The sequence below is a fragment of the aff. Roholtiella sp. LEGE 12411 genome (genome assembly GCF_015206995.1).
Classification (GTDB): domain Bacteria; phylum Cyanobacteriota; class Cyanobacteriia; order Cyanobacteriales; family Nostocaceae; genus Komarekiella.
Genome location: NZ_JADEXR010000033.1, coordinates 1 through 23,525, shown reverse-complemented (window position 1 = coordinate 23,525; position 23,525 = coordinate 1). Strand labels below are relative to the sequence as shown.

Below are 23,525 nucleotides of genomic sequence, written 5' to 3'. Positions count from 1 at the left end.
ATTTTGGATTTTTCCTGGCTAATACTTTATGCATGTCGCTATCTCGCCTGAAGATAACCTACAGCCGTTTCCACTCTAATTCAAAATTCTTAATTATCAGAAATTCAAAATTAAAGATTGTCTGAATTTTGAATTTCAAATTTTTGAAGCTCTTTCTCAGCTACTTACTTTGTTGCCAAGCAAGGACTTTTTCTGTTTCTGCCAATGCTGGACTTATACCAAACCAGCGCCCCAAAGGATCGCGATATTCAAACAGATACATACTTCGCAGTAAGCTCTGGTAGTCAGACTCGCCTTTCACCCTCTGTTGCTGCACTACTTCAAACAATAATTCCCACTGGTATTCATCAATCGCCAATAGTAAATCATCTCGGTAGTCCTTAATCACGGCTTCTAAGCAATCCCTAGAAAAAGGTGGATCTTGACGTTGTAAGCAGCTATAAAGCAAACCTAATAAGTTACGAATGTGACCACCACTGACGCGACATAAACGATCCAGGGTTTCGGTGTGGTCAAATAATTCTGTGATTATTAACAGCCTTCCATTCCAAGAAACTTCTGGAAAAGCTCTTGCTAGTACTAACTGGCGCAATAGTGACATCCCTGGTTCGTAATCACTGCCATCTCTTTGCCGTACTAATACCATCGGCAGTACCTTGGGCGCAATACCTCCCCCAAGGCGATTTTTCAGTGTCTCGTACTCGTTGGAGAAAATTAACGCTAGGGGTATTGTGTAAACTAGGTGGCATTTGAGTCGGCGTAATTGTTCACCTCGGTCGATAAAAAGATATTCTGGTTGCGATCGCCCGGATGCAACAGGGCGCATATCCACTCGATCCAAGTTATCTACAATCACTACTAATCCTTTTTGACCTCGCAGCTTTAGCTGTTCGACAGCCTTTTCTAAAACCTCTTCGTTAATTGCTTGCAAAATACTATTGGTACGTGGTTCCAGATATTGCCTTAGTTGATTACGTAGCTGGGCGCTATCTTTGGTTTTGGCTGTAATTTTGGCAATACCTAAGGACAACTCTGCTTGTCCAGAAAGCTCTATGGGGGTTTGCAAAAAATCACCAACTTCTTTAAATAAATTGGTAAAGTAACCAGGTTTGAGTTTGATGCCAATCCCTTCTAAACTGACACTGACTTGACGGGCTACACTCAACAAAATATCACTGACATCAATATCCGCCATGTCTAAATCTTGACTTGACTCAAAATAAACTACGTGAAATTCCGCTAATTCCAATTCTGCTTTAAGGCGCTGCAACTCTGTTGATTTACCACAGCCAATATGACCTGTAAATAACTGGCAGGTCGGCTCGTCCGGAGAAATACGGGTAATAGTCCGTTGCAATTCTTCAACAATTTTGCAACCACGTACATCAGCAAAATCTATGTAGTACTGCCGATCTATCACATTACTTATATTTAATGTGTAACTTGGATTACAAGCCTTGTAAAAACGTGACAGATTTAGTGTCGTTCTCATGTATGTAGATGTGTATGTAGATGTGTATGTAGATGCAGTTTAATTTGTATTTTTTATACAAAGAATCTCTAGCCAAGATTTAGGCACACGACTAAACCGCAAGTTGGTACTATCTTGCTTGCAAGTGACAGCACTAGCGACAGAATTACTGCCAGGAACTGTCAGTAGTATGGTAGAGATCTAATTGACCCTGATAAGATTAAGCATATCTGTCCTTTTTACAGCTGCTTTTGAGTTTTTGACAATCTATTGGCTTTTAATTGACCTGGTATAAACCCTTATAGCTGAGCTAAAAAGCTACTTGATTGTATCGTTCTCAGTTTATATGGCTGATGTGGTAGGACTGGTATTAATTTTAGCAAAGTACTCAATAATTAAGTTCAAACAGCACAAGAAATAGTATTTGTCAATAGATGCTTTGTAGCTCTTTTAGCAGCTATATTGGCTGTCACCATACAGTAAAGAGGCTACAGTCGGATGAAAATGGACACAGGAAACTTGAACGAGAAGAATTAGTAGCGCCACAATACCTTTTGTGGTTACTGTAGAGTGTTACTAAAACTAAAAAATCCTGAAATTAAAGTGGCTAATATATGCCAACAGGGTTTACTGAGATTAATTGATGATACGAGCGCATCAAGGAATTGAACTGAAACCAGAAAGGAGTTTAAATGGCTGGCATAGTATCAGTTTCCCGCACGGATTTAGCCCAGCGCCGTAAAAAGTTACGTCGCCAGCGGCAGATGAAAATTATCCAGGCTATTTGGCGAACTTTTGCCATTAGTGGTCTGGCGGTTGGATTGCTGTGGGTAGCAATCCAACCAATATGGGTGCTAAGTGCTCCCAAACAAATAGTGATGAAATCAGGCAATCAATTATTGTCGGATGATGCAATGAAGTCACTGCTAGTGCTATCCTATCCCCAGTCTTTGTGGCGAATTAGACCGTCTGCGATCGCCGATTCTTTGAAGCAACAACCAACTATTGCACAAGCAACAGTTAGCCGTCGTCTGTTTCCACCTGGATTAAACATTGAAATTCAACAACGTGTGCCTGTCGCGATCGCTCAAAAACGCATAGAGCAAAATCGCAACACCACTAACAAAAAAGCGACTGTAGGCTTGCTAGATGCCAGTGGAGTTTGGATGCCCTTAGAAAAATACAAATCGCTGAATCCCACCGGGAAATTGCCCACTCTCAAAGTTATTGGTTTGCCAGAACAATACAGCCCTTATTGGACTCAACTTTATCAAGCTGTCAGCCACAGTTCTGTGAAGGTGACAGAAATTGATTGCGAAGATCCAACGAATTTAATTTTGAAAACAGAATTAGGAAAAGTGCATCTTGGTGTTCCAAGTATCCAGTTACCTGAACAAATCAAGTTACTCGCCCAAATGCGCCATTTACCAGCTAAACTCAATTCCAGCCAAATAGAGTATATTGATCTGAAAAATCCCGAATCTCCATTAGTACAAGTGAACCAAAAAAAATCTAAAGTTGACTCTCAAAATCCTTAGATCTAATAGCGTGTTGAATATATCAAGCGCTGCCAACAAATCAAGATATTTTATGCTGGTAAAGATATTTGTTATTTTCAGTTTTCCAGGAACCTAAGAAAAAATCAGCATTAATTTCCAATTAAAAGTAAAACGATCAATCATAAAACCTTCTCTAGGAGTAAAAGACCCTTAATTGTTACCCTAACATCTAGTGATAAGGTACAAGATGTTGGACAATTTGATGATGGCATCTGGTGTGCAAAACACTTTTTGTCTGTATGGTCTTCGACTGAAACCAGCACTCAAAGAAAAAATGCGTAAGTTTTTCATTAAAGTCTGACTCACAAGCAACAGAATTACTCTCGACCGTATTTTTATTTTTCAATAGATTGCAATTTATACAAGATGAACACTGTAGTTGTGTTAGCTAACCAAAAAATAACCAACACTGATAGCTGTAAAATTAATGACCAATTTAAATCATTAACAAAAATAGGGGGAGGGCATTGGAAATACCAAAAGGATACTGAAGCAAATGGACAATATAGCAGTGGAAAAATTAATGTCTGGTTGAGATTATACAGATCAATTTTAAGTAAATGTAGTTATACTTCTCTAGAATTGACCGTGGGATCTGCTGCGTTCAAGGCTTATTCCATAGCAAATTTTCGCCCTGCTAATCCTGTTAGGGTTGGAAGTAGCGAGAACAATAAAGAACACTGCCATAGATTGTGGCAGTGTCAAACTATAGTTGACTCTTAGGTGAGTAACACCTGAAAAAGTCGTTTATCTACCTTTTTGAATCCAATGACACTTGATAATAACCAAGGACTTACCTATAAAAACTCCCAATCTGCGGGACAGCCGGGGTTCTCTCTGGCAGTTAACTCGACGAATCCCTTTAATAACTCTGGGCTGAACTTTGGGCAAAATCACGATAGTAAGAAGATTTCTGCTGAAAATAGCCGGATTGGCGAGATTGTTCCAGGCCGAGTCGCCAACATCAAAGTAATTGGTGTGGGTGGCGGCGGTGGTAATGCCGTGAACCGCATGATCGAGTCTGATGTCTCTGGGGTGGAGTTTTGGTCAATTAATACTGATGCCCAAGCTTTGACTTTGGCAGGTGCTCCTAGTCGATTGCAAATTGGACAAAAACTGACGCGAGGTTTAGGAGCAGGTGGTAATCCTGCGATTGGTCAAAAAGCAGCTGAGGAATCACGGGACGAAATTGCAACGGCTTTAGAGGGTGCAGACTTAGTATTTATTACTGCTGGCATGGGGGGTGGTACTGGAACAGGTGCAGCCCCGATTGTGGCAGAAGTAGCTAAAGAAATGGGTGCTCTGACTGTTGGTGTAGTTACACGTCCATTTGTATTTGAGGGACGTCGCCGCACTAGCCAAGCAGAACAAGGTATTGAAGGACTAAAAAGTAGGGTAGACACGCTGATCATTATCCCTAACAACAAACTGCTGGAAGTGATCCCTGAGCAAACGCCTGTGCAAGAAGCTTTTCGCTATGCAGATGATGTTCTGCGCCAAGGGGTACAAGGAATTTCTGACATCATCACGATTCCCGGCTTGGTAAACGTTGACTTTGCCGATGTTCGAGCTGTAATGGCAGATGCAGGATCTGCGTTGATGGGGATTGGTGTTAGCTCTGGGAAATCTAGAGCCAGAGAAGCGGCGATCGCTGCTATTTCTTCGCCTTTACTAGAATGTTCTATTGAAGGAGCTAGGGGAGTTGTCTTTAACATTACTGGTGGTACTGATCTGACCCTGCATGAAGTCAATGCTGCCGCAGAAGCAATCTATGAAGTGGTTGATCCTAACGCCAATATTATTTTTGGGGCAGTGATCGATGACAGACTCCAGGGTGAAGTGAGAATTACTGTAATTGCCACTGGGTTTACAGGTGAAGTGCAAGCTGTACCACAACAAAATGCGGCTAACACACGGGTAGTAACCCCAACTCAAAAACGATCAGCACCTCAGCCACCCGCAGTGAATCCCCCAACCCCAACTCCGGAATCAAAAGAAAAACCTGGATTGGACATACCTGATTTTCTGCGAAATCGAAATAAGCCAAGGAATTAAGTGATTTGGAATTCAAGTTTGAGATTTTAGATTAACTTTGCAGTCTTAGATCAGCCTAAGCGCTGTAATAACATCTATTAGTTCTAAGGTTTTAACAGGGTCAGGGGTAAGCAATTACGTTACCATCCCAGATTTAGCCAATTGGTGACAAAGCTCCCCAGCACTACCCATAGACCGAATGAATTGGGGCATAAGTTTGCTGACTTTTATGTCCTATTGTGCTTTTAAAAAAAACGGGAAGACTTACCCAACTACGGATGCGTAGGCGTAGCCCGTCGTAGACATCGCTACATCTACCCTCGCCATCCATTGTCCTATTGCTGCCTCTAGTCGAAATAGATGCAGTTTGTAATCATCTCTTCTCTAGCTTTGCTGGAGTTTAAACACATAACTATTTTTCAACTGCTTATGCTGAATATCAGTATTAATTACTGCTGTAAAACACCAACAAACAAGCAAAGAGCAGTATAAATTATTTTAGTTTTTTGTTTGTAGAGTCTGTTCAACCCATTGAATTACTTGATGACCAAGGCGGGTGCTATCAAGTCGATCGATCTCACGAATTCCAGTGGGACTGGTAACGTTGACTTCAGTAAGGTAGCCACCGATAACGTCAATACCTACAAAAATTAAGCCGTCTTGGCGTAGGCGTTCGGCGATTTGAGCACAAATTTCATGCTCTCTTGGAGTAATTCGGGTTGAAGCGACTGTGCCACCAGTGGCCATATTATTGCGAAAATCAGTACCGCTAGAAAGCCGATTGAGTGAACCAATTGGTTCGCCATTGAGCAAAATAATTCGCTTGTCTCCCTCTTTTGCTTCTGGTAAATAAGTTTGTACCATTACTGGCACTCGACCTTGGAGAGTACTGAGTTCGACAATGGAATTGAAGTTGCGATCGCCTGATTGCAAAAATAAAATCCCTTCCCCAGCTTTGTTACCCAGAGGTTTAAGAACTGTTGCCCCTTTGGCTTCGACAAATTGCCGGATAAACTGCTTATCGGCACTGACAATCGTTTCTGGAATCGCTTTGTTAAACTGGAGGGCATACATTTTTTCGTTTGCCCCTCGGATGCCACTAGGACTGTTAATCACCAATGTTTTGTTCTGGTCAATGTAATCCAGAATGTACGTGGCATAGAGGTAGGAATCATTAATGGGTGGATCTGTCCGCATAAATACGGCGTCCATTGTGTCTAAGGAACTCAAGGAGCGTAGGGCTTCGCCCTTGCCGTAGGCATCGCTCAACTGGTACCAAGGATTCGCCGCTACCCAGTTTCCCTCTACTAACTGTACTGGTACAAGTTCTACTCGCTGTAAGACAGCCCAAGCTTTTCCCTCCACCACACTCAGCAGATTTGCCTGAGTCACCCAAACTTCGTGTCCTAGAATTTGCGCTGCTTCCATGAGGGCAACGCTGGTATCATGACACGGGTCAAGCTGATGAATGGGATCAATTATAAAAGCCAGTTTCACGCTTTCTACCTCAATCACCAGAAAATTTAATGGTTATTCAATTTAGATTATCTCTTGATGATCTCATTAATTGACGTACATGTGTACTGCTGAATACAAGCGTTTAATTTCCCAGATAACGTTTTATCGTCCAGGTATAGTTTTTGTAGCAAAAATCTGGTAGATGCATAGCACCTTATCCTCGGACATAGCAATACTTTCTAAACCTATACGCTATTGCTGAAAGCTAGTAATTCATCAAGTTTGCCTTGACGGTCTAAAGCATGAATATCATCACAACCGCCTACATGCTCATCGTTGATGAAGATTTGTGGTAAAGAGCGTCTTCCGTTTGCTCTTTGAGCCATTGTGTTCCTTGCTGTCTCATCTCCATCAATACTGTATTCGACAAATTCGACTCCCTTGTTATTCAGCAAACTTTTAGCACGGATGCAAAACGGGCAAGTTTTCCAAGTGTAAATTTCTACTTTGGCAGTCATAAAGTTTTCAAATTAATTTAGTACTTCTTAATTTTAGAACGTTGCCAGCTAATGATAGTGGCAACATTCTATTTTGCTAAAACTGTATATAAAATCTTTAAGTATTAACCAACACTAAAAATGTAGCTAATAGCCTAAGTGGCTGATTAATATAGTGTGAATATCTGAAGTGTACCCATGTAGCGCTACTTTTTCCTGGGCGATCGCCAGCATCTTTGCCGAAGGGTCAACGCCTGTAAGGAGCCAGTGCGATCGCGCTTGACCAAAAGTTATGAGTTCCATACCGCCGCCAGCTGCAACAATTAGTATAACTTTGGCCCCAACCAACCCGGTTCCGCATCGAATAACTTTTCTACTAATTGCCGCCGAATCATTAAATGCACCTTTGCACGGCGTATTGGGTATTGAGTAAAATCTTTCCCAGTCCCCGATTACATCAACATCAGAGCTACTTCTTTGGTTTACTGATTTATTCCTTGTCATCTTAATTTCAAACTAAAAACCTCGTCTATAGTACAAAAATACTATTTACTGCTAAAATGCCTTACAAGTTAGGTAGCCTAGCAAGAGGAACTATGAAAAAAATCCAAGATAACTACAAAAATCTCATCTCGCTCAAAGTTTCCCTGTTACAGCCTGCAACTATGACTACTGCCATAGTGCCGCTACAACCCCAAGAGGAAAAGGTCATCAGTGGGTGGGAGCGTTTAGTAGCGCAAACTGAACTTATCAACCAGATGGCAAAGGAGTTAGAGGGTGCAATATTGGAATTGAAGACAATAGCTTGCACACTCAAAACTCAATCATTTCTCAAAGAAAAGTCATGCAACAATATCTGTGAGTATTTCGTGGTTGGCGTTCCTTGTGTAAAACAAAAATCTGACGAATCATTTATCCTGACAATGCGAAAAGTTGATTTATTCCGAGCAGAAAGGGAAGCAGCACAGCTAGCGCAACAACTCCGTCAGCAAACAAAAAAAAGATTAACACCACAGCGACACAGAAAAAATAAGAGTGAGGCTAATACAACGCTCTTACTCAAAAGGGTGCTAATCAACAAATCTTAAAATTATGAAAATTCAATAACAGCTCACCCCTTGGGTTGTAACAGTTATGCTGATTAAAGTGGCAGAAAGTACTTCTTACTCAGAATTGCCAAATGCCACACTGCTACCATTTGCAACTATACTGTGGTGGCAACAAGGCGGAACTGCCCTAAAATTTGCACTCCTGTAAATTACCAAAGTGCAACATCAGGGACGATCAATCAGCGCACAAAAGAGGTAAAAAGAAGGTGTTTAGAACACTTTTGGTGATTGCCCTTGGTTTTTTACCGTCTCTGTTTTCCTTATGGGTAATTCGTAAAACCCATTTGCGGACACGCGCACGGATAAGGCAAGCTGCTATGAATTCTCCAATGGTGCGAGTACGGCAAAACACCAGACTTGTTGAGGGCGATCGCTACTATCTCGAAGGGGTAGGTTATCTTATTGGTGACATCAGCTGTAAATTTAATGCCCAATCTGGTTACATTCGTTGTGCTGTCAACCCCAACGGCCCTTGTAATGCTTGCCATCACTACGAACCCAGAGAATTAGCTAGTAGTAAAAATAGGGCTTAAAACATCCTCTTACAAGCAACAAACTATTTGCTCTAGTCTACTCAATTGAAAACCGCTGTAAGCAAACAAGGTTAAAAAAAGGGGAGGCAAATCTTAACGCGTTAAAATTAGATTTGTAGCCTCCAACTTTTGGTAGTAAGAGACTTGCAAGAGCATTTTTCTATATTTGATTTTTAAAAGCACGCCTGCCTAGACTTACGCAATCTATATTCTCGCAGAGTAGCTTGAGAGCAGCAATTTATGAAAGGAGTCAACAAATTATGTCTTTATCACTGAAAACAAATAAATATTGTAAATGGGCCTGGGATGAATCTCTTGGAGGAGAGTTTGAGACTTGGGGTACTAGCACCTACTTTATGGAAATCGGTCATAATTTACATGCAGTCAGACAGATAGAGGTTTACGAAAACGGAAACGTATTATTCTATGATGGCAGCCATTTATCTGATAATTACGGCATGTTATGTGACCAAAGAATAGGTGAAAAGGATATACAAGAGTTTGAAATTACTAAAACAGAATTTGAACAAGTATGGAATACAAAAATTCCTATAAATAGATGAATGCTGTTAACTAACTTTTTGATGGTTTTGACTACCCTTAAGCGTTGATTTTCAGAGGGAGCAAAATATTTAACTAGACCTTTTTCAACAGGTTAAACGGTAGTGCAAATTTGTTAGCGATCGCTTCTCCTCGACTAATTTTTATTTTTGCACATTTAGTTGAAAGTTTAAAAATTATTTTATTTTATCACAAAAAAATAGATTTAACACAGCGTTTTTCTAAAGATTGAGTAAATTTAATAAAAGTTATTTGTAAAATGAAGATAAAGTCTTGACAAACTGTTTCCAATTTTACAATATACATGTAACAGGTGCTAATCAGTGTTTAAACATCACTGATTTAGTGATTTTCTCTTTCAAAGATTCCCTTTGACGGCTTTTACGGCTAGTCAGTTAATTTATCTGGTGTCACACTTGTACTTGACCTCAGTCCCCCAAAGTCTGCGTTCAATTAAGAGTGACATGATATTGCTTGTAGATGATAAGACTGTGATGTCTATCTGAATAAAAAGGATTTGTTTCAAAAATTAACTAAATACCATCTCAGTTAAACTAGATTTACCTTTTAGACTTCCCAAATGCTGGAAGGTAGTGATTAAGTTATGAGTTTAACCGGGAGTTGCTCCCCTTGACTCCCAAAATGCCACGGGGAGAATCCCAGCTTTAGTTTTGTATTAGATGACTACAGAGTTAACCCTTGTGGGCTAACTTACTGTGCATTTGTGTGTGAAATCTCGGCTTATGAGGACTTCACGATTCAGATGCGACAGCTTCATGCTTCTGCGTTATTCCATTCACAAAACTGGTTACAATTATGACATTTAGTCTTACTGATAATCAAGCGGTGAGAAAGCAAGCTTTAGTAAGCTACAAAGCTTGCGTCAGGGGCTTTACTATACTCCGACTGCTACTACCCAGATTTTGGCTCAAAAATCTCCCTGATCCCCTCATAATCAGCAATTTTTGATATTAGTCGCAAAATTGGCATCAAGAGTTACAAAGCTTACCACGCTAATTTTGCGAGCTAACCTAAATTCTGCAAATTGATTAATAACCCATGCACCCTGATCAAGATAAATAGACAGATGCGAAAATTGTTTGTTCAGTATTGAGATTTCCCTGGAGTAAAGGCGGGATCGTTGTTTTCCTAAGCAAGCTGGGTACAGAAAAAGCCGAGATCAGGATTTTTTATTCCATAGCGCGTCTTTGGAGGTGAGGGAAGTGTTAACCGTATTTTCTAAGCATCAGTTAGGTAAAGAAGTTACCTCGTTTTTTGGTGAACAGTTTTCAGACAAAGACCTGGAAAACTGCTTGGCTGTGGTAGAAATCGTTGAACCACCTTTAGCAAAACAGTTTTGGCAATTAACAGAGGCAAGACCGGGAATTTACGTAGTCTTGGCAGGCAAAGTCAGGCTTTTGGATTGTGCTGATAATCTAATCACGACTTTGACAACAGGGGCTTCGTTTGGTGAAGGGACGCTGTTTGTAGAGGAATGGCAAGCTTACACAGCCAGAGCTTCTAATAGTTTGAAGCTTTGCTATTTTCCTGGTGAAATGCTGCAAGGTTTGATGAATCAGTATCCTAGTCTTCGCGATCGCCTGTTTGCTCGCGCTGAACTTTGGGATTTATTACTGGCTTATTGTTGCAGTTCACCCCAGCGTCCGACATCTGTACCAGGCATTCTGGAAGCATTATCTTTATTTGAAAGGCGTGATCTAGAAATTGGCTCCCTACCGTCAGACTTTGACCAAGATTGTCAGTTGTGGCTGCTATATCGAGGCGAACTCTCAAATGCAGATGGGCGCAAGCTCCCAGCTACAGAAATGCAGATATCTCAACCGGAGGGTTGGCAAGTCACACAACCTTCAGTTGTGTACATATTAAAAAATTCTCATTGGCAAACAGCACTGCAACATTGGTCAGAATTGGCATTATTTACCAACTTGGATGTAACTCCCACCAATACTACTCGCCAGGAAAATCCTCCGAGTCGGTTGCAACTATCAAAACTGAGTCAGCAAAGGAAAATTATCCCCTTTCCCACCCAGATTGCACCACAACAACCAAAAAAACAACGCCCTTACTTTCCTAGTCCAAAAGTGCAAATGGGGCATTGGTGGAGACGCCTTACCCGGCGCTATCCTTTCTATGCTCAACAAAGTGCTTCCGACTGCGGCGCTGCTTGTTTAGTGATGGTAGGGAGTTATTGGGGCAAGCACTTTAGTATTAATCGTCTGCGGGAAATGACCAACGTCAACCGTAGTGGTGCATCTTTACATGCTCTAGCAATAACAGCCGAGAGCCTCGGTTTTGCCACCCGTCCAGTCAAAGCCAGTCTTGATAAATTAGCAGAACAACCCCTGCCTGCGATCGCACATTGGGAAGGTAAACACTTCATCGTTGTCTATGAAATCACGAAAAAGCGAGTAATCATAAGCGATCCCGGCATCGGACAACGCACTCTAACTACTAAAGAATTTAAAGCAGGTTGGAGTGATTATGCACTGTTACTACAACCGACAATCCAACTCAAGGATACCAAGGACGAAAGTCTAAGCTTTTGGAAATTTTTTGAGTTGGTCAAACCTCACTATCCAGTACTCTTAGAAGTCTTCATTGCTTCAGTACTAATTCAGGTATTTGGACTGGTAACGCCAGTATTTACCCAACTATTACTAGACCGAGTACTTGTGCAACGTAGCGTTGCAACCTTAAACGCCGTGGGTTTAGGGATGATCATTTTTGGTTTGTTCCGCATCGCCATGAACGGAGTGCGGCAATATCTGCTCGATCACACAGCTAACCGCATTAGCGTCTCTTTATTGGTGGGTTTTATTAAACATACCTTCCGCTTGCCCCTTTCGTATTTTGAGTCACGTTATGTTGGGGATATCGTCTCGCGCATTCAAGAAAACCAGAAGATTCAGCGCTTCTTGACCGGACAAACACTGTCGATCATGCTGGATATGCTGACATTGGTAATTTATCTAGGCATGATGTTCTGGTATAGCTGGCGCATGGCATTATTCGTGCTGTTCACTGTGCCGCCATTTTTCATCTTGGCGCTGGCTAGCACAAGTATTTTGCGCCGCATCTCCAGAGATATTTTTAATGCCGGAGCCAAAGAAAACAGCTATCTCATAGAATCTTTGACCGGAATTCGTACTGTCCGCTCATTAGCCATTGAACAGACAGTACGCTGGCGTTGGGAAGAATTGCTGAATAATTTGATCAAAACAGGCTTTAATGCTCAGGTAATTGGCAACCGCCTGCAAATTCTCAGTGGTGTTATCGAAGTCTTTGTGAACACAGCATTACTGTGGTTTGGAGCAACGCAAGTGATTCAAGGGGAACTCACTGTTGGACAATTAGTTGCTTTCAACATGTTGGTGGGGAACGTCTTGAGTCCTTTTCAACGATTTTCACTCCTGTGGAATGAATTGCAGGAAATCATTATTTCCACCGAGCGGATTAACGATGTCCTAGAGGCGGAACCAGAAGAAGATTTGCAAAATAAACCCCGGAAGTCCCTAGGGAGATTTCGCGGTCATATTCGCTTTGGGAATGTTACCTTCCGCTATCACCCAGAAAGTCAGATTAACGTGCTGGAAAATATCAGTTTTGAAATCCAGCCTGAGCAAATGGTGGCTGTGGTGGGACGAAGTGGTTCAGGGAAAACAACCCTAGGCAAGTTAATTTTAGGTTTATACCCTGCGACAGATGGCAAAGTATTAATTGATGGTCAAGACGTCGCAAGTATTTCCCTGCGATCGCTCCGTTCTCAAATAGGTGTTGTTGATCAAGACACTTTTTTATTTGGTGGAACCATTCGAGAAAATATTGCGATCGCTCACCCGGAAGTTTCTTTAGAAGAAATTATACAGGTAGCACAATTAGCCGGAGCAGATGAATTTATTCAGCAACTGCCAATGGGTTACGAATCCCAAATTGGTGAAGGCGGCGGAATGCTCTCTGGGGGGCAACGCCAACGCCTAGCCATTGCCCGTGCCTTACTCGGAAATCCTCGTTTGCTACTTTTTGATGAAGCCACCAGTCACTTAGACTCCGAATCAGAACGTATTATTCAAAACAATCTAAAAACAATTCTTAAAGGGCGCAGCAGTGTAATTATTGCTCACCGCCTTTCCACTGTCCGCAACGCTGATCTGATTTTAGTTTTAGACCACGGCCTATTAGTGGAAAGTGGTACTCACGACGAATTAATTACCAAAAAAGGTCATTACTACTATTTAAACCAACAACAACTGACTCAAGTTGGTTAAGTCTAAAGAAGAGGTAATCAAAAACTTTTCATCCCCACTATATATTCTTCGGAAAAACTTCTCGTTACTCTTTTTACGCTTTGCGTTTACTGAGAGCCTCAAGTCCTCCATCTATAGCTTCTGGAATATAAAACTATGCCATACACATCTGGCAATTTCTCATCTACAGTTTCCAACGAAAACATAAATGAGTATCAAAGTCCGACACCAATAGACGAATCTCCTGAAATTAAAGAGCAGAACACAGAAGGTAATACTAAAGATTGGTATTACGGTACTGAAGAACTGCTAGATGCTCTACCGAAAGCTTGGACACGTGGTGTTTTATATGTGCTGATCGGCTTTGCTGTGATCGTCTTCCCCTGGGCGACGCTCTCGAAGGTCGATGAGACAGGAAGCGCCAGAGGACGCATAGAACCTCAAGGCGCAACACTAAAATTAGACACTCAAGTAAGCGGAAGTGTTAAAGCTGTCAGTGTCAAAGAAGGAGAGACAGTAACAGCAGGACAGATTTTACTGGAACTTGAGTCTGATATATTGCAAACCGAACTCCAACAAGCACAGACAAAGTTCTCTGGATTGCAAAATCAATGGACGCAAATGGATGTCCTCAAAAACCAACTACAGTTAACGCTTAGCGTTCAGGAGCAACAAAACCAATCTCAAAACTTAGAAAAAATGTCCCAAGTGAACCAAGCAAAACAAAACCTGGATGCAAAACAGAGTAGCTATAACTTACAAAAGTTAGAGAAACAGGCATTAGTTAGTCAGGCGCAGCAGCAGATTAGTACCACTCATAATGATCAGAATTCGGCTCAAAGTCGTTTGAGTATAGATTTAAGGCAAGTCAAACGCTTTAGTCAACTTGAGAAGGATGGCGCAGTTTCTGCAACCCAAATAGACCAACTCAAAAAAGAAGCACAAGAAAGCAGACGACTATATCAAAAAGCCCAATCCGACATCAAGCAGGCAGAATTGCGCTTCACTGAAGAGATAAGTCGATATCAAGCAACAATCAATCAGTTTGAGTCTGATATTGAGCAAGCAAAACTCCGATTACAAGAAGAACAAAGTAGCTATCAAAGCGTAGTACAAGCAGGGAAGCTGGCTATGCTCAAGAGTCAAGAACAACTAAAAGACTTACAAACAAAAATTGCTGGGCTGCAATCGGAAATGGCTCAAGTCAAAAGCCAGATAATGTCCATCAAACTTCAAATGCAGCAACGAATAGTGCGATCGCCTATTGATGGGGTGATTTTTGAGCTACCTACTAAAAAGCCGGGAGAAGTAGTACAACCTGGTCAGAGGATTGCCCAAATTGCGCCTAAAAATGTTGGTATTCTACTCAGAGCTAATATGCCTAATCAGGATAGTGGCTTCTTAAAAGTAGGAATGCCGGTCAAAATCAAGTTCGATGCTTATCCTTTCCAAGAATATGGTGTTGTCCAAGGGAAAGTTACTTGGATCTCTCCAGACTCTAAAGTTAGCCAAACATCCCCAGGAAACATAGAAACTTTTGAATTAGAAATCGCCCTAGAGCAGCAGTATGTCCAAAATGGCGATAAACGTATTCCATTAACTGCCGGTCAAACAGCAACCGCTGAAGTAATTATTCGCCAGAGGCGCATGATTGACTTTGTTTTAGATCCATTTCGGAAACTGCAAAAAGGCGGTTTAGAGATTTAGTCATTAGCCAGAAAATAGATGAGATAAATAACCAAGTTAGGCGATGGATTGCATCATGCACAAACTTCTGAAAATTTCCGATTCAGATATCATTCACAGTCTCAAACTCTCTTGCCAATTTGCTGGTGTAGTGGAGGCGATCGCTACTCAAAAAATTATTACGGAAGTAGCCCAAGATGTAGGTATTCAAGTTGATGAAGAAGAACTACAGCAGGAATGTGATCAACTGCGATTAGATCAGAAACTCGTAAAAGCTAAAGACACCTGGATTTGGCTGAAAAAACATCATCTCTCTTTCAAAGAGTTTGAAGAGTTAATTTACAACAAAGTCCTTTCAATGAAGTTAGCTAATCATCTATTTTCACATCAAGTTGAAAAGTTCTTCTATGAACACCAACTAGATTATATTACCGCCATCACCTATGAAGTCATTTTTACTGATAGAGACTTGGCTTTAGAACTGTTTTACGCATTGGAGGAAGGTGAAATCAGCTTTCCAGAAATTGCTCGTTTATACATCCAAGAACCAGAACTCCGCCGTGCTTATGGATATCAAGGACTCCGGCATCGTAAAGATTTTCGTCCGGAAATTGCAGCGGCTGTATTTGCTGCTTCTGCTCCAGAAATTCTCAAACCTATTCAGACTACAAAAGGAGTTCATCTGATTGAAGTTGATGAAATCATTCAACCCCAATTAGATGAGCAATTACATCAAAGAATTATTACCGAATTGTTTTCTGCTTGGTTACAGCAACAAATTGAGTTCATGGAAATAGACACTCGGTTAGACTCAAATGCCAATTTGCAACCAATAGCTAATTGAGCATCAGACATTTTTATAGCTGATAGTTTTTCCACATTCTGGTTAGACAGAGTAACTTTATCTGAAAATTACTGGAGATTGTAAGTATATGCAAAAAAAACTCTTAGCCTATCGCTTTTAAACATTGTTTTTTGATTAAGCACGAACTGAGTTAATCAATAAAAATAAAATTATATAAAGTCTTTTGGGGCGATTTAAAGTTATATATTATCGTCTAATTTCCGTCGCGAAATAATTTTTAAACAATTATCTAAAGCCTTAAAAATCAAAAAATAACATTAGTTATTTTTATTAGAAACAATTTAAAAATCGTTGACTTATTCGCCAAATAGTTTATATTAGAAATGTAGCCATTAAAGAGAAATTGGTTACAACAGGCTTCCGAAAAACTAGAATATAGCCATTAGGAGAAACACAATGATTATTTCTGATTTGAACATCTTAGAAATTGCTGAGGAAGCTATTAGTATCCAAGGTGGTACTATCCGGCCTCGCTCTTATAGCGAAACTGACCGCATTTCTGTTAATTTCGATACCTTCAATCGCTTTCAAACTTCTGTCATAGATCCCTTTACCCGAAACAACAGTGCTGCTGCTGGCGCTAAGGGTGATGCACAAAACTTTACTAACGACCCCACATACTCTTTCACAAAGGCTGATACAGTAGCTGCAACCCGCTACTTGGGTGATTCCTTCTCTAGTAGCACCTCTGCTGCTGTGATCAACCGAGCAGGTTAGTAGTCTCAAGCTCTTGCCATTGCCATATTAAGATTTCAAGGGAAATTCTTGAGTAACACTAATGTTTTTCCCTATTAAATTTTAGTGAGCATTGTGAAGCTGGAATTTGAACTAACTAACTAATTTAGTGGTCTATCTCATTAATTTTGATCAGTAATTGGTGCTTTAGCGCTGAAGCACCTTACTACGAAACACCTTAAACCATCAATATTGATTAGAAGACTATTAATACAAAAACCGCTGAATGCTCAATAGTTATGAGCTACCAGTGGTTTCCTAGTTTCTAAAGTATCAGAAACTAGATGTTTATTTGGATTTAAAAAGACAGAACTGTATCTAAATTAAGCCCAAGATTAGTTTTAGGTAAAGAATTTGGAGATTAAAGACTTAAGTTATCTAAAACATGTTACCGAAGCCAGTACCGTAGTAGCTGGGAATATCTCTGCTCGCACTGACACCATAACAAGAACCGGATCTGGATATGCCGTAGCTGATGCAGTAGCCCTGGCTGAAGGTCGGTTTACTAATACCGATGCTCAAACCCTAGCAAGAGTTAAATATTACGGTAACTTGACCATAAGTACAGCTTATGCAAGAGCTAGGGCTAGTGCAATCACTGGAAGTAAAATTGCTCGCTCTTCGAGTTTTAGTACTTCTACTTCGCTTTCTTTCACAAGTTCCAATAGTTACATAACATCGGTAGATGCATAAGTCTACCCAATCTAATAAGCTAATGTGCGTCCAAGTTGCACATTCACTGGCTAAAACCGTCATTAATCATTTGTCATGCGTCCTTTGTAAATACTTTCGACTAATGACAAATGACGGATGACAGCCCTCATGAATGATTGTGCAATTTAAATGTGTTTTAGCTTACCAGCTAACGAGACTTAAACAAAAATTAAGCCTAAATATAGCCCAAGCCAGGTTTATAACATCGACTCATACTTAGCTGTTTTAAAGGCTTATAATACCTCAGAGGTTGTTGTAGCGATATTAATTTAATTTGTAGCAATTTTATATTTGCTAATTAATCAACAATTTAGTCATTAGTCATTAGTCATTAGTCATTAATTATTCTCTCCCCCACTTCCCACTTCCCACTTCCCACTTCCCCACTTCTGTCTTTATATATCTTTTTTAAGACTTAAAATCTAATTGTTTAGATAGATAATATTTTTAGCTAAAATAAATTCGATGTGGAATGAATTTTTGCTAATTTAATATGATCAATATTTAGCTAATCTCAGAAAAAATATCCAATATCTAAATTATTCCTATAAAGAATATTGAGTCTATAATTTAATTCTTTACTATCTTTAGTTCCGGTTAGAGGTATGTGCAAAAAATAGTGTAACTTTATACAAAAAACTATTAAAGTGTAATAAAATTATTTTTGATGTTTATATCTTTGAAAGTAGCAAACATTAAAAATATATTGTATAAACAAATAATACTAACTTGCAATATAAATGAATAAGAGTAAAAGTTAAATAATCTTCACATAAAATTTAACAAATATCTAGATAGTCTGTTATTTCTAAGAATTGGCTTGCTAGCACTTAAGTTTAATTGAGCACGAAATACATGGGACAAGGTTTCTTACAAATTGGCTTAACGTTGTGTATCGTTATAGCAATCACTCCAGTATTGGGAAAATACATGGCGAGTGTGTTCTTAGAAGAAAAAACACAGCTTGATCTGTTAATGAACCCAATAGAGCGCAGCCTTTACGTACTTGCGGGTGTACGTAGAAAAGATGATATGACTGGTTGGCAGTATATCCGGGCAGTATTATACACCAATCTGATGATGGGACTCTCCGTCTATTTACTGTTATATTTTCAAAGAATCTTACCCTGGAATCCCAATGGTTTCGGTGCGCCCAAATGGGATATTTTGCTACACACCACCATTTCCTTTCTGACGAATACCGACCAGCAACACTACTCTGGCGAAACAACCTTAAGCTATTTTAGCCAGGTAGCGGCTTTAGGCTTTTTGATGTTTACCTCAGCAGCCACCGGGTTAGCCGTAGGAATTGCCTTTATTCGGGGGTTAACAGGTAGAGGACTAGGGAACTTTTACGTCGATCTCACCCGTGCAATCACGCGAATATTGCTGCCAATTTCGATTATCGGAGCGATCGCGTTGCTTATAGTCGGTGTACCGCAAACATTAGCTGGAACTCTGGTTGTGAAGACCTTGGACGGAGGGACACAGTATCTTGCCAGAGGCCCAGTGGCATCATTTGAGATGATTAAAATGTTGGGCGAGAATGGCGGCGGCTTTTTTAGCGTTAACTCAGCCCACCCCTTTGAAAATCCTAATGGCGCTTCTAACTTAATAGAAACCATCGCCATGATTTCGATTCCAGCCGCCTTGATTTACACCTACGGTTTGTTTGCCAATAACATCAAACAGGCTTGGCTGCTTTTCTGGATGGTGTTTGTGATTTTTGTAATTTTGATTGGGGTAACAGCCGTAGGAGAACTACAAGGAAACCCCCTTGTCAACGCCACCTTCGGATTAGATCAGCCCAATTTGGAGGGCAAAGAAGTCCGGTTTGGCTGGGCACAAACCGCATTGTGGGCGGTTATGACTACCGCAACCATGTGTGGTGCTGTCAACGGGATGCACGATTCTTTGATGCCGCAAGGACTATTTTCTACTTTATTCAACCTGTTTATCCAAGTTATCTGGGGTGGTCAGGGAACTGGGACAGCTTATCTATTCATTTACCTAATTCTCACCGTGTTTCTAACTGGGCTAATGGTAGGGCGCACCCCAGAGTTTTTAGGGCGCAAAATAGAAAAGCGGGAAATCGTCCTCGCCAGTGTAGTGCTACTGATTCACCCAATTGTAATTTTGATTCCCAGTGCGATCGCATTAGCTTATCCGATCTCCCTATCTGGAATTAGCAACCCTGGTTATCACGGCATTTCCCAAGTAGTTTATGAATATGCCTCAGCAGGGGCAAACAATGGCTCTGGCTTAGAGGGATTGAAGGATAACACTTTATGGTGGAACTTGAGTACTCTAGTTGGCTTGTTAGGAGGGCGCTACATTCCGATGATTGCCATCCTGCTGTTAGCTGACAGTATGTCTGGTAAACAAGCAGTACCCGAAACCCCTGGTACCCTAAAAACCGATTCTCTGGTATTTACTGGTGTCACAGCTGGAGTAACTCTAATTTTGGGAGTGCTGACTTTCTTTCCAGTTTTGGCTTTAGGCCCCATAGCCGAGGGTTTTAAGTTAGCATCTGGCAATTAGAAGAGGAGCAGAAAAGGGAAGATAGGCAAATATAGCGGTTCCCCCATGGGTAAGGTACAAAAAAATAATTAATCACAGGGCACGGCATTGGCGTGCCCCTACCGGTGTACCTCATTCAGATGAGAATTGCTATAAGGTGACAAGAAGATAGAAAGAAAACGAAACAAACAATTCAAAATTACTCCCCCACTCCCCCACTCCTCCCCTCCTCACTCAATATATAAATACGGTGTCAACTACCTCCTCGAAAGCTAGACGCCCAAGTTCTCGTCCTGGCGATCGCCGCCAAGCACGCAAAAAGGCGAAAATAAATACTAAAGGACTTTATCTCAGAGCAATTAGGGATGCTTTTATCAAGCTCAATCCCAAGTATGCAATCAAAAACCCAGTGATGTTTTTAGTTTGGGTTGGGACAATCATCACCCTAACAGTAACTATTGATCCCAACTTATTTGGCCCAGATTTGCAGAAAAACCCGCAACTTTTCAACGGTTTGTTAACAGGGATTTTATTCTTCACAGTTTGGTTTGCCAATTTTGCGGAAGCCGTGGCTGAAGGGCGAGGTAAAGCCCAAGCCGATACCTTGCGTTCAACGCAGTCAGAAACCATTGCTAAAAAACTCGCTCCCGATGGTTTAATTAGTGAAGTCGCGTCCACCAATCTTAAACAAGGTGATACCATTTACGTCGTTGCTGGTGATATCATTCCCGCCGATGGAGACGTAATTATGGGCGTCGCCTCAGTGGATGAATCAGCAGTTACTGGGGAATCTGCACCAGTTCTCAAGGAATCAGGCTCAGATGTTGCCAGTTCCGTGACTGGCGGTACGCGCATTATTTCTGATGAATTGATTATTCGCATCACTGCTGATCCAGGCAAAGGATTTATTGACCGGATGATTGCCTTGGTAGAAGGAGCAGAACGCAGCAAAACACCAAATGAAATCGCCTTAACGGTGTTATTGGCAGTTCTCAGCTTAGTGTTTCTGTTTGTTATAGTAACCTTGCCCGCACTTGCCTACTACGTCAATAGTCCAGTCAGCATACCAATTTTAATTGCTTTGTTGGTAGCGCTAATTCCTACAACCATTGGCGGGTTACTGAGTTCCATTGGGATTGCTGGTATGGATAGAGTTGCCCAATTTAACGTCATTGCCACTTCGGGAAGAGCAGTCGAAGCCTGTGGCGATGTCAACACTTTAGTTCTTGACAAAACAGGTACGATTACTCTTGGCAACCGTTTGGCTGAGGAATTTATCCCGATCAACGGTCACTCAATGGAAGAAATTGCTAATGTAGCTTGGGCAGCTAGTGTGTTTGACGATACACCAGAAGGTAAATCTATTGTTCGATTGGCAGAAAGGTTAGGTGCTAGGTTTGATTTCGACCCCAATCAAGCCCAAGGAGTGAATTTTTCTGCCAAAACACGCATGAGTGGCACTAACTTACCAGGTGGACATGAAGCACGCAAAGGAGCGGTTGGAGCTATTAAAGGGTTTGTACGTTCCCACAATGGACGCGACACCCCGGAACTAGATGCCACTTACGAAAGAGTTTCACAACTGGGAGGTACACCCCTAGGAGTGTGCCTGGATAACGAAATCTACGGGGTGATCTATCTTAAAGATATTGTTAAACCTGGTATCCGCGATCGCTTTGAGCAACTGCGACGGATGGGAGTGCGTACCATCATGCTGACTGGGGACAACCGGATTACAGCTTCTGTTATTGCCAAAGAAGCTGGGGTAGATGACTTCATTGCCGAAGCGACACCAGAAGATAAAATCAGCGCCATTCAAAGAGAACAAGCAGCAGGTAAACTGGTTGCCATGACAGGGGACGGCACTAACGATGCTCCAGCGTTAGCCCAAGCTAATGTCGGCGTAGCCATGAATACAGGCACTCAAGCAGCAAAAGAAGCCGCCAACATGGTGGATTTGGACTCTGATCCCACAAAGCTGATCGATATCGTCAGCATTGGCAAACAATTGCTGATTACTCGCGGAGCATTGACTACATTTTCCATCGCCAATGATATTGCTAAGTACTTTGCAATTATCCCAGTGGTCTTTGCCGCTGCTAACCTGCAAAGCTTAAATATTATGAATTTGACCAGTGTTAATTCTGCCGTACTATCGGCACTGATTTATAATGCTTTGATTATTCCAGCTTTGATTCCCTTGGCTTTGAAAGGTGTCCAGTTTCGACCCTTGACAGCTAATCAGCTCTTACAACGCAATATCTTGATTTATGGCTTAGGTGGAGTGATTGCACCGTTTATCGCCATAAAGTTAATAGATATGCTAATCACAGTTGTGGGATTGGCTTAAGCAATTCAAAATTATCCAAACTTCTGAGTAGTGGCTTTTACTGCTCAGATTTTTCTCATAAATTAACTGCCAAGATAGCAAGAATGCAAAGAATAAAGAGAGTTATCAGACAAGTTGGTTTATTAAACAAGTTTTTACCAATAAATGTGATGCAGACAATTTCCTTGGTTGGATCGCAAGGATGTAAACAACACTTACCACTCGCTATTTTTATCTTGCTGTGTTTGAATGTGGTAGTTGCTCTAGCTGTTTATGTTGTTAATAACACCATATAACGATGTTCTGCCTGGGCAATTGGTATCTTGGGGTTTATGGCGCTGGCACTTATAATTTACTGGTTTGTCGTAGTTTTTCAACCAGAACGCTTCTAAAATAATTAAAAATTAAACACAAAATTCTAATAACAAGTGGAAACTTTTTTATGTCTATTATTAGAGAAACTATCAGAGCAATTTGCATAACTCTGGTGCTTTGGTTACTGACTGCAATCATATATCCTCTCGTAATCCTTGTAGTGGGTCAAGTTTTTTTTCCATTTCAAGCTAATGGCAGTATTATGCCGAATTTAAAGAATGAACCAATTGGTTCAGTTTTGATTGGTCAGGTGTTCACATCTGAGCGATATTTTCATCCTCGTCCCAGTACTGTTAGATATAGTCAAGGAAAAAGAGCCAGACCAACTGGTATATCTGGCGCTAGTAATCTCGCTGCTAGCAATCCAGAACTACTGAACCGAATTGTAGAGCAGGCTAATCAATTACGAGAAGAAAATATTCAACCGATCGCTGATTTAATTTATACTTCTGGCTCTGGCTTAGACCCCCATATTTCATTAAAGGCAGCACGGCAACAATTGGAACGGGTTGCTCGTGCGCGTGGAGTAGAAGAAAACGAGATTATACGTTTAATTAATAAGTATACTGATGATAGATTTTTATGGATTTTTGGCGAGCCGGGAGTCAACGTTCTCCGCTTGAATTATGCGCTTGATTTGCAAGAAATTAATAGTAAGAATGGGAATTAAGTAGAGACGTAGCAGGGGAGCATCTCACTTTTTGAAGTGGCTCAAACTGACAATAATCCATTGAGGTAAGCAGAGCGATGAGCCAGGACTTGAGGAACATTTTCTCGTTTCCATTGTGCCCCAGAAATCTTTGTTCGACGGTCA

General features: G+C 41.0%; 19 protein-coding genes. 15 read left to right on the top strand and 4 right to left on the bottom strand.

Translation table 11 applies throughout. From position 1 onward, the window contains the following. Positions 1–160: 160 nt before the first annotated feature. Positions 161–1,492: a P-loop NTPase fold protein gene (locus tag IQ246_RS10170; RefSeq protein ID WP_194002586.1), complete on the bottom strand. Its 1,332-nt coding sequence runs from the start codon at positions 1,490–1,492 to the stop codon at positions 161–163. Positions 1,493–2,163: 671 nt separating this feature from the next. Between IQ246_RS10170 and IQ246_RS10165 the strand changes: the two genes are divergently transcribed. Together IQ246_RS10165 and ftsZ are read left to right on the top strand one after the other, a co-directional pair. Next, positions 2,164–3,009, top strand: coding sequence for a cell division protein FtsQ/DivIB (locus IQ246_RS10165; RefSeq protein ID WP_194002584.1), 846 nt, complete (start codon positions 2,164–2,166; stop codon positions 3,007–3,009). Positions 3,010–3,798: 789 nt separating this feature from the next. Further along, positions 3,799–5,085 carry a cell division protein FtsZ gene (ftsZ, locus tag IQ246_RS10160; protein WP_194002582.1) on the top strand — a complete coding sequence of 429 codons (1,287 nt, stop codon included), beginning with the start codon at positions 3,799–3,801 and terminating at the stop codon, positions 5,083–5,085. 477 nt (positions 5,086–5,562) lie between these two features. Here ftsZ and gshB read toward each other — a convergent pair whose 3' ends face one another. From gshB to IQ246_RS30255, 3 genes are all read right to left on the bottom strand, one after another. Beyond that, positions 5,563–6,561: a glutathione synthase gene (gene gshB, locus IQ246_RS10155; protein WP_194002580.1), complete on the bottom strand. Its 999-nt coding sequence runs from the start codon at positions 6,559–6,561 to the stop codon at positions 5,563–5,565. 206 nt (positions 6,562–6,767) lie between these two features. Continuing rightward, the gene (grxC, locus tag IQ246_RS10150) at positions 6,768–7,040 is read right to left on the bottom strand and encodes a glutaredoxin 3 (protein ID WP_194002578.1); all 273 of its coding nucleotides are present in this window, start codon (positions 7,038–7,040) and stop codon (positions 6,768–6,770) included. A gap of 126 nt (positions 7,041–7,166) precedes the next feature. Further along, on the bottom strand, positions 7,167–7,523 hold the full coding sequence (locus IQ246_RS30255) for a class I SAM-dependent methyltransferase (protein WP_244141978.1): 357 nt from the start codon (positions 7,521–7,523) through the stop codon (positions 7,167–7,169). A gap of 92 nt (positions 7,524–7,615) precedes the next feature. Here IQ246_RS30255 and IQ246_RS10140 point away from each other — a divergent pair, with 92 nt between their 5' ends. The 13 genes from IQ246_RS10140 to kdpC all read left to right on the top strand — a co-directional run bounded on the left by IQ246_RS10140 (position 7,616) and on the right by kdpC (position 23,381). Then, positions 7,616–8,107: a hypothetical protein gene (locus tag IQ246_RS10140; RefSeq protein WP_194002576.1), complete on the top strand. Its 492-nt coding sequence runs from the start codon at positions 7,616–7,618 to the stop codon at positions 8,105–8,107. Positions 8,108–8,153: 46 nt separating this feature from the next. Beyond that, entirely contained in the window at positions 8,154–8,276 is a 123-nt protein-coding gene (locus IQ246_RS30825; RefSeq protein WP_255515513.1) for a hypothetical protein, read from the top strand. A 58-nt stretch (positions 8,277–8,334) separates the two neighbouring features. Then, entirely contained in the window at positions 8,335–8,661 is a 327-nt protein-coding gene (locus IQ246_RS10135; protein ID WP_194002574.1) for a DUF6464 family protein, read from the top strand. A 260-nt stretch (positions 8,662–8,921) separates the two neighbouring features. Beyond that, a complete protein-coding gene (locus IQ246_RS10130; protein ID WP_194002572.1) occupies positions 8,922–9,224 on the top strand; it encodes a hypothetical protein in 303 nt (100 codons plus the stop codon). Between the two features lie 1,221 nt (positions 9,225–10,445). Beyond that, complete coding sequence (locus IQ246_RS10125) at positions 10,446–13,508, top strand: peptidase domain-containing ABC transporter (protein ID WP_194002570.1); 3,063 nt, start codon at positions 10,446–10,448, stop codon at positions 13,506–13,508. 135 nt (positions 13,509–13,643) lie between these two features. Further along, positions 13,644–15,194 (top strand): HlyD family efflux transporter periplasmic adaptor subunit, encoded by a 1,551-nt coding sequence (locus tag IQ246_RS10120; RefSeq protein WP_194002568.1) that lies wholly within the window; start codon positions 13,644–13,646, stop codon positions 15,192–15,194. Positions 15,195–15,249: 55 nt separating this feature from the next. Further along, complete coding sequence (locus IQ246_RS10115; RefSeq protein WP_194002566.1) at positions 15,250–16,017, top strand: peptidylprolyl isomerase; 768 nt, start codon at positions 15,250–15,252, stop codon at positions 16,015–16,017. Positions 16,018–16,434: 417 nt separating this feature from the next. Then, the gene (locus IQ246_RS10110; RefSeq protein ID WP_194002564.1) at positions 16,435–16,755 is read left to right on the top strand and encodes a hypothetical protein; all 321 of its coding nucleotides are present in this window, start codon (positions 16,435–16,437) and stop codon (positions 16,753–16,755) included. 372 nt (positions 16,756–17,127) lie between these two features. Next, positions 17,128–17,466, top strand: a complete 339-nt coding sequence (locus tag IQ246_RS10105; protein WP_194002562.1) for a hypothetical protein — start codon at positions 17,128–17,130, stop codon at positions 17,464–17,466. An 876-nt stretch (positions 17,467–18,342) separates the two neighbouring features. Further along, positions 18,343–20,028: a potassium-transporting ATPase subunit KdpA gene (gene kdpA / locus IQ246_RS10100; protein WP_194002560.1), complete on the top strand. Its 1,686-nt coding sequence runs from the start codon at positions 18,343–18,345 to the stop codon at positions 20,026–20,028. Between the two features lie 220 nt (positions 20,029–20,248). Beyond that, positions 20,249–22,357 (top strand): potassium-transporting ATPase subunit KdpB, encoded by a 2,109-nt coding sequence (gene kdpB, locus IQ246_RS10095; RefSeq protein ID WP_194002621.1) that lies wholly within the window; start codon positions 20,249–20,251, stop codon positions 22,355–22,357. A gap of 302 nt (positions 22,358–22,659) precedes the next feature. Further along, positions 22,660–22,728 (top strand): potassium-transporting ATPase subunit F, encoded by a 69-nt coding sequence (locus tag IQ246_RS30250; protein WP_255515516.1) that lies wholly within the window; start codon positions 22,660–22,662, stop codon positions 22,726–22,728. A gap of 50 nt (positions 22,729–22,778) precedes the next feature. Next, complete coding sequence (gene kdpC / locus IQ246_RS10085) at positions 22,779–23,381, top strand: K(+)-transporting ATPase subunit C (RefSeq protein WP_194002558.1); 603 nt, start codon at positions 22,779–22,781, stop codon at positions 23,379–23,381. Positions 23,382–23,525: the final 144 nt, after the last annotated feature.